Raw genomic sequence first — 14,324 nt, forward strand, 5'->3', positions numbered from 1 at the left:
ACTTGCAAAGGTGGCGCCGAGAGCGAGAGAGGCGGCTCAGAGGGAATGAGCATTTAGATTTTCTTGCGTTTTACTTAGGCGGCGTCCGGCATCCGGTTCAGGAGCTTGTCGAGGGTGACCGGGTAGTCGCGCACTCGCACGCCGGTGGCGTTGTAGACGGCGTTCGCCACCGCGGCGCCGACCCCGCAGATTCCGAGCTCGCCCACTCCCTTCGCCTTCATCGGCGAGGACATCGGATCAACCTCGTCGAGGAAGAACACCTCCTGGTGCGGGATGTCGGCGTGGACCGGCACCTCGTATCCCGCGAGATCGTGGTTGACGAAGTAGCCGCGCTTGGTATCGACCGCGAGCTCCTCCATCAGGGCCGCGCCGACGCCCATGGTCATGCCGCCGATGACCTGGCTGCGGGCGGACTTCGGGTTGAGGATGCGTCCGCTGGCGCACACCGCGAGCATGCGGCGGACCCGGATTTCGGCCGTGGCCACGTCGACGCCGACCTCGACGAAGTGGCCGCCGAAGGTCGATTGCTGATGGGTCTTGTCGAGGTCGCCGAACTCGATGGCGTCCTCAGCCACGATGTCTCCGCCGGTAGCTGCCTGGGCGAGCGGAACGGTGCGATTGCCCGAGCGGACCTGCCCGTCCTCGAACATGGCATCGGCCGAGTTGAAGCCGAGCTTGCCGGCCACGGCCTCACGTAACTTCATACAGGCGGCGTAGACACCCGACGTCGACGAGTTGGCGCCGAACTGTCCGCCCGAGCCCGAGGAGACCGGGAAATCGGAGTCCCCGAGGCGCACGATGACCTTGTCGAGGGTGACCCCCATCATCTCGGCCGCCGTCTGGCCGATGATGGTGTAGCTGCCGTTGCCGATGTCGGTCATGTCAGTCTCGACGATCACCATGCCCTTGCCGTCGAGGCGGACGCGGGCGGCCGACTTCAGGACCATGTTGTTGCGGAAGGCCGAGGCCATCCCCATCCCGACGAGCCAGCGGCCGTCGCGGACCTGGCCGGGCTTGCCCCGTTTGTCCCAGCCGAAGCGCTCGGCGCCCTGGCGCAGGCATGCGACGAGGCTGCGCTGGGAGAAGGCACGCTCCGGCTTCTCCGGATCGACCTGTGTGTCGTTGATCTCGCGGAACCGCACAGGGTCTATACCGAGCTTCTCCGCCATCTCGTCCATGGCGACCTCAAGCGCCATCAGCCCAGGGGCCTCGCCCGGGGCCCGCATGGCGTTGCCTTCGGGCAGGTCGAGCACGGCGAGGCGCAGGGCAGTCATCCGGTTCGGGGCGGCATAGAGCAGACGGGTCTGCAAGACCGCCGCCTCGGGACCGCCCTCGGGCAGGTCGCCCGACCAGCTCTCGTGGCCGATGGCGGTGATCTTACCGTCCGGGGTCGCGCCGATGCGGATGCGCTGGAGCGTGGCGGGCCGGTGCGTGGTGTTGTTGAACATCTGCGGACGGGTCAGCGCGACCTTCACCGCCCGACCGGCCGCACGGGCGCCCAGCGCCGCGAGGAGCGCCTCGGACCGCAGGAAGAGCTTGCCGCCGAAGCCGCCGCCGATGAACGGCGAGACCAGCCGGACCTTCTCCTGCGGGACGTCCAGGGTCAGCGCGAGGTCACGCGTGCCCCAGGCGATCATCTGGTTCGAGGTCCAGACGGTGACCTTGTCCCCGTCCCAGGACGCGACGGAGGCATGGGGCTCCATCATCGCGTGGGCGTGGTCCGGCGTCTCGTAGCTCTCGTCGAGCTTGACCGGCGCCGAGGCAAACGCGCCGGCGAAGTCGCCGACGGAGGAGGAGGATGGACTACCCTGGACGTCGCCCGGGTCCTTCGCTCCGTCCTTCACCAAGGCGAGGTCGAAGACACCCTTCGTGGTGGTGTACTTGACCTTGACCAGCGCCGCGGCGGCGCGTGCCTGCTCGAAGGTCTCGGCGACCACCACGGCGACCGCCTGGTGGTAGTGCTCGATCTCGGGGCCGCCGAGGAGTTTTGCGGTGTTGAGCTTGCCCTTGCCGAGCTTGCCCGCGTTCTCGGCGGTCACGATGGCGACGACGCCCGGCGCCGCCTTGGCGGTGCCCAGGTCCATCAAGGCGATCCGGCCCTTGGCGATGGTCGCGCCAACGACGACGCCGTAGGCGAGCTTGGCCTGCGGGTCGTGCCAGTCGTTGGCATAGGGGGCGGTGCCGGTGGTCTTGAACGGGCCGTCGATCCGGTCGGTGGCCTTCCCCACGATCTTGAGCTGGTCGATGGGGTTGGTGCCTGCGGGGGTGTCGAACTTCATGGATCAGGCCCTCGCCTCGGTCAGGACGGCACCGAGCGTGCGCTCGGCGAGCTTCAGCTTGTAGGCGTTGTCCTCGGTGGGCTTGGCCCCCGCGAAGACCTTGTCGGTCACCGCCTTGGCGCCCCGCGGCAGGTCGGCCTCGGCGGCTTCGACGCGCCAGGGACGGGGCGCCACACCGCCGAACGCGACATGGCCGGTCCCGTCCTTGCCGATCACGGCAGCGACCGAGACCAGGGCATAGGCGTACGAGGCACGGTCGCGGACCTTGCGGTAGATGTGCGTCCCGGCGATGGGCTTCGGCAGCGTCACCGCGGTGATGAGCTCGCCGGCCCTCAGGATGGTGTCGAGTTCCGGCTTGTCGGCGGGCAGGCGATGGAAGTCTGCCACGGGGATCTTGCGCGTTGCGCCCTTGGCGTCGACGGTCTCAACGCTGGCGTCGAGCACGCGCATGGCCACCGCCATGTCGCCCGGATAGGTCGCGATGCAGGCTTCGCTCGCACCGATGACGGCGAGCTGCCGGCTGACCCCGTCGATGGCCGAGCAACCGGACCCCGGCTGGCGTTTGTTGCAGGCCTGGGCGGTGTCGTAGAAGTACGGGCACCGGGTCCGCTGCAGCAGGTTGCCGGCGGTGGTCGCCTTGTTGCGGAGCTGTCCCGAAGCGCCTGCGAGCAGCGCCCGCGAGAGAACGCCGTAATCCTTCCGGACCCTGGCATCAGCGGCCAGATCCGTGTTCCGCACCAGGGCCCCGATCCGAAGGCCGCCCTCCGGCGTCGGCTCAACCTTGTCCAGGCCGAGGCCATTGACGTCGACGAGGTGGGTCGGGGTCTCGATCTGCAGCTTCATCAGGTCGAGCAGGTTGGTGCCGCCGGCGATGAACTTGGCGTTCGGGGTGCGGGCGACGGCGGCGGCGGCCTCGGCGGGCGTGCCCGGGCGCTCGTAGGTGAAGGATTTCATGCCTGCTTCCCCGCGACCTCGGTGATCGCCTCGACGATGTTGGAGTAGGCACCGCAGCGGCAGATGTTGCCGCTCATGCGCTCGCGGATCTCGGCGTCGGTGACCTCGTAGGTCCCGTTGAGGTCGGCGCTGACGTGGCTCGGGATGCCGGACTTGATCTCGGCGATGACCGCGACGCTGGAGCAGATCTGGCCCGGGGTGCAGAAGCCGCACTGGTAGCCGTCGTGCTTCACGAAGGCGGCCTGCATCGGATGGAGGTCGCCCGGCTTGCCGAGCCCCTCGATGGTCATGACGCTGGCGTCCTGGTGCATGACCGCGAGGGTCAGGCAGGAATTGATGCGTCGACCGTCGACGATCATGGTGCAGGCGCCGCACTGACCGTGGTCGCAGCCCTTCTTGGCGCCTGTTAGGTGCAGGTGTTCTCGCACCGCGTCGAGCAGGCTGGTCCGGGTGTCCAGTTCGAGCTCGCGGCGCTCGCCGTTCACGGTGAAACCGACCTTGGCCAGGACCGGCTTTTCGGTTCCCGCGGGCGCGGCGCCCGCCGCCGAGGGGACGGCGGCCAGGGCCGCCGTGGCTGATGCAGCCACCATCAAATCTCTCCGGTTCAGGTCGTAGTCTCCAGGTCGTCCCATCGTGGTCTCCGAGCCTGCTGAATGGGTGGCGATGGCGCGACGGCCGTACATCGAACGCGGAGCGCACGAGGGAACTCGGACACCTTGGATAAGGTCCAAGGTACTACGTCACGTCTTGTTGATTGGTGGACCCCCGGTGGCATAGGGTCATGCGCGAGGCTTACGATTTGCTACTTGGCGACTCCATCCAATCCTTCTCGAGGCAGCGAAGAGCCTATCGGTGGCGTGACCCTGACCCAGCAAACTGGCTCTTCGCCAAGTTTGGTGGATTGGGTTGGTGGGGGGGGGGATGCCGGAAGGTAGCTGCTGGCTGAACCGGGCGGGGATTCTCAGATCAGGGTATGACCCTTCTGTGTCACATCCCCGGTCGTCTTCTCCACGTCACGCGTGAGGAGAGCACTGCCCTTCGCATTTCCGCTCAAGCGAAGTGCGATCATGCCCGTTGCCCACGCTGTCGTACGGTCAGCCGGTCGGTGCATAGTCGCTATCACCGGCGTCCCGCCGACCTGCCGACGAGCGGTCAGGAGGTGCGTCTGACCCTGACGATCCGACGTTTTTACTGCCACGACCCTGCTTGCGCACGCCGAACCTTTGCCGAGCGTCTGCCGGGCCTCCTCGACCGCTACGCTCAGAGAACCTGCCGGCTGGCCGATGCCCAGGTTCGGACCGCGCTGGCGCTCGGTGCCACACCCGCTGCCCGGCTGCTGCCGCACCTGGCGATGCCCACCAGTGCCACGACGCTGCTGCGGGGTATCCGCAAATGTCCGCTGCCGACCGGATCCAAACCGATCATCGTCGGTGTCGACGACTGGGCTCTGCGCAAGGGCCGAACCTATGGCACCATCCTCGTCGACCTCGAACGCCGCCGTCCCATCGATCTGCTGCCGGATCGTTCGGCCTCGACGCTGGCGGCCCGGCTCCGGCGCGACCCACAGATCCAGGTCGTGGCACGGGACCGCTCGACCGAATATGCGCGTGGGACCGCCATGGGTGCGCCCGGTGCCGTTCAGGTCGCGGATCGGTGGCATCTCCTGCTCAATACCCGACAGATGGTCGAGCGCTGGCTCGCCCGCGTCCATCCGCGTCTGAAGCTGTTGCCGGCCGTGCCCCCGGCATCGCCATCGATTCGGCGCGTCACGCCCTACCCGCGCGCACCGTCCGAGATGCTCGCGCGGGCCGCGGCCCGCGGTCGATGGGAAGCGGCCTATGACGACGTGCGTCGCCGCCATGCGGAAGGACACTCGCTTCGGCGCATCAATCGCGAGACGGGCTTGGCCCGCGCCACGGTGCGCAAGTACGCCTTCGCCGCGAGCTTTCCCCGGAACGGCATGCGCGAGCCGAAGCCGAGCATGCTCGATCCTTATCTCGGGCATCTGCATGGCCGCCTCGATGAGGGCTGCGAGAACGCTGCGCAGCTTTGGCGCGAACTTCAGGGTATCGGCTTTGCCGGCACCTCGAAGCAGGTGCATCGCTGGTTGTCCGAGCGGCGCGCAGGCCCGGCTGGAACGACTATCCGGTTGTCGCCAGCACCGACCGACACCCGTGTTGTGACCTCCACCGCATCACCCCTGGCCTCATCCAAGCAGCTGTCCTGGTATCTCCTGCGGGAGCCCGAAGACCTCGGCCCTGAGGCGGCCGCGGTCGTCTCGCGCGTCCTGCAGGATCCCACCCCATCATCTTGAGCTTGAGGTGACGGAAAGCGCTGTCATGGAAGATGCCGGCCATGCTCTGGAGCAACTTCAACGGCTCTCAGCCGCCGGCATTCGTCTTGCCATCGACGATTTTGGGACGGGCTACAGCTCGCTCTCGTATCTCCAAGCGCTTCCGTTCGATGTGGTCAAGATCGACCGATCCTTTATCGCGCGCTGCGTGGAGGATACCCGGCAACGTAGCCTTGTGGCGACGATGATCACGCTGTCTCATGATCTCGGTTACCGCGTTGTAGCCGAAGGCATCGAGACGCGGGAAACAGCCGACTTGATCCTCGGCATGGGCTGTGACGAGAGCCAGGGCTACCTCTTCGGACGTCCCATGACGGCCGAGGCGTTCAAATCTTGGTATCAGTCGAATCGCGGTTGGTCAGAGAATATTGCAGCCTAGAGCGGTTTCCACCTATTCCGGATCGTAACCGGCGGCAGCGAAGTAGTTTGCGCACTCGGTTGGGGTGAAGGCGTCGAGCAGATTGCCGACGACAGTCCAGAGCCGATCGACCGTGCGCTCGGCCGCTTTGCGCAGCAGCGCCTTGAGCTTGGCGAAGGCCATCTCGATCGGATTGAAGTCGGGCGAGTACGGCGGCAGGAAGCGAAGCCGTGCGCCGCTGGCCTCGACGGCGGCCTGGATTGCTGCGCCCTTGTGGGCGGGGAGGTTGTCGAGGATGACGGTGTCGCCGGGCCTGAGGGTTGGGGCGAGCACCTGCTCGACATAGGCCAGGAACCAGTCTCGCGTCATCGGCCCGTCGAGCACCATGGGCGCGCTCATCCCCGACATGCGCAAGCCCGCAACGAACGTCGTCGTCAGCCAGTGGCCATGCGGGATGCCCGAGCGTAGGCGCTGACCGCGAGCACAGCGACCGCGCAGGCGCGCCATACGGGTGGAAAGGCCGGTCTCATCGATGAAGATCAGGCGCTCGGGATCGAGGTCAGGCTGCGCGGCAAACCACGCCTCACGGGATGCGGCCACGTCGGGGCGATCCTGTTCGGTCGCATGCGCCGACTTTTTTTCCATGTCACCGCCCGGCGGGCGAAGAAACGCCACAGCGTACCCAATCCGACCGAGACGCTGCGCTCGGTACGCAGGCGCTCCTGCATCTCGGCAAGCGTGATGTCGTCTTTCTCATCGATGAGGGCGAAGAGGAAGGCTTCGTGCTCGTCGAGCTTGGAGCCAGGTGGACGGCCCTGACGCTGAGCCCGCGTCTCCCCTGTCCTCGTGGCGTGCGCAGCCCAGCGGATCACCGTGGCGATACCGACCCGATAGCGCAGGGCCGCGGCCCGGCGGGACAGACCTGCGCCCACTGCGTCCAGGACGCGAATGCGCAGATCGTGACTGTAGGCACGGGCCATGGCGATCTCCCTGACGAACCTTCAGGGATCAACGCTCACCTCGCCGCAACGACTCAGGGATCGTGGAAAACGCTCTAGTGGACCAAACTTGACGCTTGGTAGCGTCTGCCACCGACCCGCTTTGCAGAAGGCAGGAACATCGGCTTGCAAGCGGATCTGTGAGGCGGTGACCTACGACCGTGATGGATGGAGAGCAGCCATTCACATCATCGCGCTTATGGAATGTCATCTCGCGGTTGGGCTTCTGCGTAACAAAGCATTTGTTTCCGGCGCTCCTCGCGCTGGATGATTTCCTGTCCAACTTGCCATAATAGGCAGCGCGTCATTGCAAGCATCGCGGGTGTGCCCATCTCAACGACTGCTTCGTGGGCTTTCAGGCATGCGTCAGCCATGGCCTCGAAACGCTGATCCTCGTCCATCACAAACGCGCCTCAACCGATGATTGGGCAGAGATATACACGAGGTCGTGAGCTTGCCGAATGTTAAATTTGGCACACCTCTCGGTTTGATTTCAGAACAAAATTCTCTTATGTCGGGTAAACAACAAATTGGTTGCCTGGAATAGATCTATGCTCGTAGGCGATGAAGCTGAGGGGACGGGCGATCGCTCCGCACTCCTACTGGCAAGGATCGCCGAGGCACTTGGTTGTTCAGTCTCGGCGTTTACGGCTTCCTCTAGCCATACCCCAGACGAAACAACCGAGCTTCTAAGGCTCTGGCTCATGCTTGAGCATGAGCAAGATCGAGCGAAAGTGCTGGCCTTCCTTCGGAACGCAGTTTCCGTCGAGCCTCCCAGAAAAGCGGCCGAGTAGCGGTACCGGCATCATGGTCGCAGGTATGCTCGGCTATTAGCGTTTAGCGTTGGCGGCTTGATGCCTTCAGCAGACGGGGCTCCATCATCGGATTAGCCACGTGCCGGTGTAGGTCACAGCGGCCGAATAGACGGGATGACCATCCTCGTCCGTCACCAGCACTGAAAAAGCCTGGTGCTCGCCGTCCTTAGGTACCTCATACGCAGCGATCTCAGGTAGAACCGTCTTTGCATGACGGGCAGCCTCCTCGGGGCCAGCGAGGTCGATGCCCTCGTCGTCGCGAAGTGTTTGCCCGTCATGGATGTCGAAGAAGTAGCGAGGCATAGGGCTCTCCACGCGCAGCAGGCGGGAGCACACGGGGTCTCACAGGCGCGGAAGGCCGAGGGTATGGCCGCGATGCGCTACATCATAGGCGTCAGGTCGTCCAAAAATACTAACAAATGGAAGTGGCTTACCGAACCTGAGAGAATGTCTGATACCTCACATAGCGGGGTATGGAGGAGCCTTAGGATACAGGTGAAGGTAGTTTGGATTGAACCCCGCATAGGCTTTGATAGCGGCGACGTCAGGTAGGGTTACTTGCCGCTCCTTGAACACCACCAGCCCCAGACGTCGCAATTCCTGCAATACACGATTGACGTGTACGTTTGAGATACCTGTTGCATCCCCGAGATCAGCTTGAGTGAGGGGGAACGGGTAGCTGTCATCCGTCGCAAGCCCCACCGCCTGAAGGCGAAGCAGGAACTCGCAGAACAGATGTGCGACCTGCTCATCGGCTGAACGACGGCCCATGCACACTAGCCATTCCCGGAGGATCGCCTCGTCGACAAGGCTGGCCCACTGAAGAGCGCGGTTTAGAGCCGGGTGTTTTCCAGTAAGGTCGTTCATTACAGCCCGCGGGATACGCACCACTTCACAGGGGCTAATAGTTCCGATGCAGTGATCCATGTAGCCCAGGATCGACACGTTCAAGTCGCAAAAATCGCCCGGGATGAGGAAGGCGACAATCGACCGCCCACCGCCTGGAAGCACCTTGTAGCGGCAAGCGAACCCTCTCTGGATCAGGTGGACGTGATCAGGCACGTCTCCTTCCGAAATGAGCTCGGTCCGGGATGAGATACAGCGAAGGCGCGCACTTGCTTCTGTAAGAGCCTTCTCGTCAGACCCAGAGAGGACGAAACGGCGACCGAGCTTTTGGATAAACGGATTGAGCATGAGCCCTCCCGGGCCATGCCCTTCGACCAATATGTCGACCCAAGTAATTGTAATAAAAAAGGGTTTCAAAAAATCGAAATCTCTATGGCTTTGTGTTGTTCCGTACAGAGCCGTACGAAAATCAGCGCCGGCGATAAACGGGGAACTTCACGTACGGGATGGTTCGTGCTGCCCGCCGGAAATTGTGACCTTTGCGCTGTAGACGACATCCCCGGAGGCGTCACGAACCGTGGCCTGGAACGCCTGTTGATCGCTTTTTGGCAAAGCGTCTTTAGCGATTTCTCCGAGGGTCTTCAGAACCTCCGTCCGTGCGGTTTCTACGTCGGGAAGGTCGATGCCTTCCTCATCCCTGAGCTGGGTACGGCCATCATCAAATTCGAAATAAAGCTTCAACAGCCATGCTTTCGATGAAGTTGAGTTTGTCTAACGATAATTGCATCGTATTAACCCGTACTGCGCTTGTCATTACCCGTTGTTAATCAATCTTTTTTCGGTCGGGTATCTTACATTCACCTGATCGCGGCAGGTCAGATCACGTCCGTTTCAGTCGTAATGTGGACGTTCGGTGCGGGTACCGAACGTTCGATTTTTCCTACTAGAGCGGTTTCCACCTATTCCGGATCGTAACCGGCGGCAGCGAAGTAGTTTGCGCACTCGGTTGGGGTGAAGGCGTCGAGCAGATTGCCGACGACAGTCCAGAGCCGATCGACCGTGCGCTCGGCCGCTTTGCGCAGCAGCGCCTTGAGCTTGGCGAAGGCCATCTCGATCGGATTGAAGTCGGGCGAGTACGGCGGCAGGAAGCGAAGCCGTGCGCCGCTGGCCTCGACGGCGGCCTGGATTGCTGCGCCCTTGTGGGCGGGGAGGTTGTCGAGGATGACGGTGTCGCCGGGCCTGAGGGTTGGGGCGAGCACCTGCTCGACATAGGCCAGGAACCAGTCTCGCGTCATCGGCCCGTCGAGCACCATGGGCGCGCTCATCCCCGACATGCGCAAGCCCGCAACGAACGTCGTCGTCAGCCAGTGGCCATGCGGGATGCCCGAGCGTAGGCGCTGACCGCGAGCACAGCGACCGCGCAGGCGCGCCATACGGGTGGAAAGGCCGGTCTCATCGATGAAGATCAGGCGCTCGGGATCGAGGTCAGGCTGCGCGGCAAACCACGCCTCACGGGATGCGGCCACGTCGGGGCGATCCTGTTCGGTCGCATGCGCCGACTTTTTTTCCATGTCACCGCCCGGCGGGCGAAGAAACGCCACAGCGTACCCAATCCGACCGAGACGCTGCGCTCGGTACGCAGGCGCTCCTGCATCTCGGCAAGCGTGATGTCGTCTTTCTCATCGATGAGGGCGAAGAGGAAGGCTTCGTGCTCGTCGAGCTTGGAGCCAGGTGGACGGCCCTGACGCTGAGCCCGCGTCTCCCCTGTCCTCGTGGCGTGCGCAGCCCAGCGGATCACCGTGGCGATACCGACCCGATAGCGCAGGGCCGCGGCCCGGCGGGACAGACCTGCGCCCACTGCGTCCAGGACGCGAATGCGCAGATCGTGACTGTAGGCACGGGCCATGGCGATCTCCCTGACGAACCTTCAGGGATCAACGCTCACCTCGCCGCAACGACTCAGGGATCGTGGAAAACGCTCTAGCGGGCGTCTCCCACCGCGAGGCCCATCCCTACGGCGTATCGGTTGGTTTCGAGGGGTTGTGCGAGCGCCCGCATGGTCGGCGCCCCACCCTGGAAGGACTGGCGAGGGGCCGTCGCAAGCTTGGGTATAGGGCGCAGAAAGGCCTCTACCTCCCCATTTTCAGGCTTTGTTCGCCTGTAGAAGTCCAAAGCAGACGGCAAGCATCCGGTTCTGCTTGCGCACGATCCATGCGCCGGCAAAGCCGAAGCCCTTGCGCAGCCACAGCAGGGCCTCGGAGCCCTGGATCGTGCGCCGCGCCGTGTTGAACGAGCGGAAGCCGCCCATGTAGCGCGGCAATCTGGATGATTGGTCGCATTGCCTCGCCTGAAATGCTCCCGGCTGTTGGGTCGTTGCCTCATCTGATTTGCTCCCGACACTGGTTCGGCGGTGGGGGCGGCGATGAGGCGGGTAAGCATGGCGACGCTCGATGAACTGCTTGTGGCCTTGGCGGCTCGATATCGAGGTAGCGGACGCGAGGAGAAGACCCGTATCCTGGACGAGTTCGCATCCGTGACAGGGCACCACCGCAAGCACGCGATGCGGCTGCTTCGGGCCGGTCCATCGGGACAGGCCCCAGCCTCCCGACCAGAGCGGCGGGTCTACGACGCGGCGGTGGGCGAGGCGCTGATCGGGGCGTGTCGCAAACGCAATCGGACCTGCGTTTACCCGACGTTGACCATACGGCCTGCATGGCGCCTTCCGTTCTGGAGGCCGCCCCAATGATCCTGTCCGCCATCGCTGCGAAGCTCAAACAGCGCGCCAAGGGCGACTTCAAGGGCCGGCACTACGAGGCGTCGCTCATCGTCCAGGCCGTCTCCTGGTACCTGCGTTACCCGCTCAGCTACCGCGATATCGAGGAATTGTTCCTGGAGCGCGGGCTGGAGGTCGATCACTCCACTCTGAACCGCTGGATGCTCGCCTACGCGCCGCTAATCGAGAAGCGGCTGCGCCAGTTCCGCAAGCTGCATTGCGGCTCGGTGCGCATCGACGAAACGTACATCCGGGTGCGCGGCGAGTGGCGCTACCTCTATCGGGCCATCGACAAGCACGGCAATCCTGTCGATTTCCTGCTGACTGTCAGCCGCGACCTCAACGCGGCCAAGCGCTTTTTCCGTAAGATGCTGGACGATCAGCCCCTTCTCGCTCCTGACCGGATCGGGACGGATGGCGCCAGCACCTACCCGCCGGCTATCGCTGAGAGCCGCAAGGAGGGCCTTTTGCCCCGCGTGCCCGCCCACTATGTCACCAAGCACCTACAGCAGGGCATCGAGAGCGACCACTTCCGAGTCAAGAAGAACATGCCCCGGATCGGCGGCTTCCGCTCGTTCAACACGGCGCGGCGCACCATCCAGGGTTTCGAAGCCATGCTGTGGCTGCGGAAGGGCTTCGGCTTTGCCGGTGCATGGACTGTCCGCGAGCAGAACCGGTTGCTCGGGGTCACCTTCGGACTTCGGGCGGTTAACAAAACCTGAAAACGCGCGAGATCCAGCCTCTGATGCAGCCTACGGCACGGCTTGCGACAAGCCCCTATCGGCCAGCCGCGACCGCGAGATGAACGCCTGCGGCCTTCTGAACCGTGCTCAACACGCTGAACAGGTTGCTGGCGGTCGGATTGCCGGTGGGGCTGAGCATGCGCATTAGGCTCTTTGACGAGGAGCCCGTCTCCTCGGCCAAGCGCTCGAAGCCGATGGTCGCGTTGATGTAGTCGCGCAGGACCGCCTTGCCGGTGTCGAGGTCGCCGGCTAGAAACTGGTCGACCGCCTCGGTCAGCAGGGCATCCCGAAACGTCGGGTCGCGCTCAGCGCGCGCCTTCACGGTGTCCTTGAAGCTGCGGGTCAGGGCCATCACCCTTCCTCCTTTTTCCGTCGTTTGTACTCCGCCCAGTGCGCCTGCGCCTCGACGATGTCGTCCTGCTGCCGGCGCTTGGTGCCGCCACACAAGAGGATGATCAGCGTGTCCCCGTCCTGCCCAAAATACACCCGGTAGCCGGGCCCCCAGTCGATCCGGTACTCTTGGACCCCTCCCCCGACGCCTTTGGCGTTGGAGAGGTTTCCCCGTTCCATCCGGGTCAGTGCCACTGCCACCTTGGCGGCGGCCTGGGCGTCCAGATCATCGAACCAGCTGGCAAACGGGCTGCCGCCGGGGCCGTCCAGGAACTCCCTAATCTCCATCTAACATAGTACCATATACGTTACCATTCAAGCCCGCTCTAACAGGCTGCTGGTCCCGAGGTACACCCGAGAGGCTTTAAGAGTCCCCGCCCCTGCCCGCGGTTGCGGCAGATTTCTGATATAGGATCGAGAAAAGAGGAAATCCGCTTTTACGATTTTATGGTGCATGGCCGCTGTCAGGATCGCCCGGTGTGCGCGCTCATAGAGTGGTAGAGACAGGTAGCCTCGGCTCATCACCGGGCGATGCCGAGCGGAGCCAGGCCCCATGAGTACAGCCGCCAGCATTCCAGTGGGACCCTGCTTTGCGGTCTGCGCGCGATGGTGATCCCCGCTCTGCGCGCCGCCCGGAGGGCGGTGCTTTCGCATCCGCGCGGCGTAAATACGATTTTGTGAGTCTGCGCCTTTCCAGAAATGTGGCCTGTGCAGCACACCATTCGTGCAAGCCGTTAACCAACCCTTGGCAAGGTCGTGCTTGTGTGAAATCGTAATCCTACAGAAGCGGCTTTGCGGAAAATCGTAAAACCGGAAATGCGCAAATCCAGAAAGGCAGCTGCATGATCATCGGGGTGCTTAACCAGAAAGGCGGGGTCGGCAAAACGACCATCGCCACCAACCTCGCTGCCGTCTGCGCCAAGGCTGGCAGCCGGGTGCTGCTGGTCGACGCCGACCCGCAGGGCAGCTCAATGGCCTGGTCGTCCGCCCGGGAAGCCGATCCGATGTTCCCGGTGATCAGCATGGCCAAGCCGACCCTGCACAAGGACCTGCCGGAGCTGGCCGCCGACTACGATGTGGTGATCATCGACGGCGCGCCGCGGGTGAACGACCTTGGGCGCGCTGCGATCCTCGCGAGCGACGTGGTGCTGATCCCGGTCCAGCCGTCACCCTACGACGTCTGGGCCTCGGCCGACACCGTGCAGCTGATCCGCGAAGCCCAGCAGTTTAAGGAAAACATCAAAGCTGTTTTTGTGATTAATCGCAAAATCGTAAATACGGCAATTGGGCGCGATGTCGCTAATGCGCTGGAACAGTTCGATTTTCCGGTGCTGCCAAGTGCTCTCTGCCAGCGGGTGATTTACGCTGAGAGCGCGGCACAGGGGAAGGCGGTGATCGAGACCGACGCCAAGAGCGAAGCCGCAATCGAGATGGCCCAGCTCGCCAACGAATTGCAGCTGACTAAGGCCGGCAGCAAAACTAAAAAAGAAAGGAAGGCCGCATGAGCAAGGGTGGCAAGTCGGTATCGTTCAAGGTGCCAACCTCGAAGCTGGCGACTGGTGCGGACGCCTGGATCGCCAACCGTGGCGCCGAGCCTGCGAGCGACCGGGAAGGGGGCACCGTGACCGCCCTCAAGCCTGTTGAGGCTGTGCCGGCTGAGGCACCGAAGGAGAAGATGTCCCGGTTCACCATCGACGTGCCCGAAAGCCTGCACCGCCGCGTGAAAATGCAGTGCGCTGCCCGCGGTCAGAAGATGGCCGACGTGATGCGCGACCTGCTCGAACGCGAGTTTCCGGCGTCGTAATTGCGCTGATG

Annotated in this window: 15 protein-coding genes and 2 pseudogenes; 5 read left to right on the forward strand and 12 right to left on the reverse strand. The window is 63.7% G+C overall.

Features of this window, described 5'->3' with window-relative positions:
- Window positions 1-74 precede the first annotated feature (74 nt).
- The 3 genes from paoC to paoA are packed head-to-tail and all read right to left on the reverse strand — an operon-like array spanning window position 75 to window position 3,823.
- Window positions 75-2,279, reverse strand: coding sequence for an aldehyde oxidoreductase molybdenum-binding subunit PaoC (gene paoC / locus ACV7NL_RS23970; RefSeq protein WP_463357278.1), 2,205 nt, complete (start codon window positions 2,277-2,279; stop codon window positions 75-77).
- Between the two features lie 3 nt (window positions 2,280-2,282).
- The gene (locus ACV7NL_RS23975) at window positions 2,283-3,233 is read right to left on the reverse strand and encodes an FAD binding domain-containing protein (RefSeq protein ID WP_056433001.1); all 951 of its coding nucleotides are present in this window, start codon (window positions 3,231-3,233) and stop codon (window positions 2,283-2,285) included.
- On the reverse strand, window positions 3,230-3,823 hold the full coding sequence (gene paoA, locus ACV7NL_RS23980) for an aldehyde dehydrogenase iron-sulfur subunit PaoA (RefSeq protein ID WP_056433003.1): 594 nt from the start codon (window positions 3,821-3,823) through the stop codon (window positions 3,230-3,232). The genes ACV7NL_RS23975 and paoA overlap by 4 nt, the downstream gene beginning before the upstream one ends.
- Before the next feature lie 383 nt (window positions 3,824-4,206).
- Between paoA and ACV7NL_RS23985 the strand changes: the two are divergent.
- Both ACV7NL_RS23985 and ACV7NL_RS23990 read left to right on the forward strand, forming a co-directional pair.
- Window positions 4,207-5,529 (forward strand): annotated as a pseudogene (locus ACV7NL_RS23985) (ISL3 family transposase); the annotation flags it as partial.
- Window positions 5,530-5,572: 43 nt separating this feature from the next.
- Entirely contained in the window at window positions 5,573-5,965 is a 393-nt protein-coding gene (locus ACV7NL_RS23990; protein WP_463357279.1) for an EAL domain-containing protein, read from the forward strand.
- 12 nt (window positions 5,966-5,977) lie between these two features.
- Here ACV7NL_RS23990 and ACV7NL_RS23995 read toward each other — a convergent pair.
- From ACV7NL_RS23995 to ACV7NL_RS24025, 7 genes and pseudogenes are all read right to left on the reverse strand, one after another.
- Window positions 5,978-6,924, reverse strand: a protein-coding gene (locus tag ACV7NL_RS23995) for an IS630 family transposase (RefSeq protein WP_156633997.1) whose coding sequence is annotated in 2 segments (ribosomal slippage) — window positions 5,978-6,585 and window positions 6,585-6,924 — 948 coding nt in all. Because the reading frame shifts where the segments join, the coding sequence is not laid out codon by codon here.
- A 215-nt stretch (window positions 6,925-7,139) separates the two neighbouring features.
- A complete protein-coding gene (locus ACV7NL_RS24000) occupies window positions 7,140-7,343 on the reverse strand; it encodes a hypothetical protein (RefSeq protein ID WP_463357280.1) in 204 nt (67 codons plus the stop codon).
- Between the two features lie 477 nt (window positions 7,344-7,820).
- On the reverse strand, window positions 7,821-8,060 hold the full coding sequence (locus ACV7NL_RS24005) for a DUF6894 family protein (protein ID WP_463357281.1): 240 nt from the start codon (window positions 8,058-8,060) through the stop codon (window positions 7,821-7,823).
- A 156-nt stretch (window positions 8,061-8,216) separates the two neighbouring features.
- Entirely contained in the window at window positions 8,217-8,951 is a 735-nt protein-coding gene (locus tag ACV7NL_RS24010) for a Crp/Fnr family transcriptional regulator (protein WP_463357282.1), read from the reverse strand.
- Window positions 8,952-9,098: 147 nt separating this feature from the next.
- Window positions 9,099-9,344, reverse strand: a complete 246-nt coding sequence (locus ACV7NL_RS24015; protein ID WP_463357283.1) for a DUF6894 family protein — start codon at window positions 9,342-9,344, stop codon at window positions 9,099-9,101.
- A gap of 218 nt (window positions 9,345-9,562) precedes the next feature.
- A protein-coding gene (locus ACV7NL_RS24020) for an IS630 family transposase (protein WP_156633997.1) occupies window positions 9,563-10,509 on the reverse strand; the annotation gives its coding sequence in 2 pieces (ribosomal slippage) (window positions 9,563-10,170 and window positions 10,170-10,509; 948 coding nt in all).
- Between the two features lie 237 nt (window positions 10,510-10,746).
- Window positions 10,747-10,923 (reverse strand): annotated as a pseudogene (locus ACV7NL_RS24025) (IS6 family transposase); the annotation flags it as partial.
- Window positions 10,924-11,345: 422 nt separating this feature from the next.
- Between ACV7NL_RS24025 and ACV7NL_RS24030 the strand changes: the two are divergent.
- On the forward strand, window positions 11,346-12,098 hold the full coding sequence (locus ACV7NL_RS24030; protein ID WP_463357323.1) for an IS6 family transposase: 753 nt from the start codon (window positions 11,346-11,348) through the stop codon (window positions 12,096-12,098).
- Window positions 12,099-12,153: 55 nt separating this feature from the next.
- On the opposite strand, the gene ACV7NL_RS24035 is transcribed toward ACV7NL_RS24030, so the two are convergent.
- Both ACV7NL_RS24035 and ACV7NL_RS24040 read right to left on the reverse strand, forming a co-directional pair.
- Complete coding sequence (locus tag ACV7NL_RS24035) at window positions 12,154-12,471, reverse strand: helix-turn-helix domain-containing transcriptional regulator (protein ID WP_463357284.1); 318 nt, start codon at window positions 12,469-12,471, stop codon at window positions 12,154-12,156.
- Window positions 12,471-12,797, reverse strand: coding sequence for a type II toxin-antitoxin system RelE/ParE family toxin (locus ACV7NL_RS24040; RefSeq protein WP_463357285.1), 327 nt, complete (start codon window positions 12,795-12,797; stop codon window positions 12,471-12,473). Before ACV7NL_RS24040 ends, ACV7NL_RS24035 begins: the two co-directional genes overlap by 1 nt.
- Window positions 12,798-13,351: 554 nt before the next feature.
- Here ACV7NL_RS24040 and parA point away from each other — a divergent pair.
- Both parA and ACV7NL_RS24050 read left to right on the forward strand, forming a co-directional pair.
- Entirely contained in the window at window positions 13,352-14,014 is a 663-nt protein-coding gene (parA, locus tag ACV7NL_RS24045; protein ID WP_463357286.1) for a ParA family partition ATPase, read from the forward strand.
- Entirely contained in the window at window positions 14,011-14,313 is a 303-nt protein-coding gene (locus tag ACV7NL_RS24050) for a hypothetical protein (RefSeq protein ID WP_463357287.1), read from the forward strand. The genes parA and ACV7NL_RS24050 overlap by 4 nt, the downstream gene beginning before the upstream one ends.
- Window positions 14,314-14,324 lie beyond the last annotated feature (11 nt).

It is taken from the genome of Methylobacterium sp. Ger2507 (assembly GCF_055231875.1).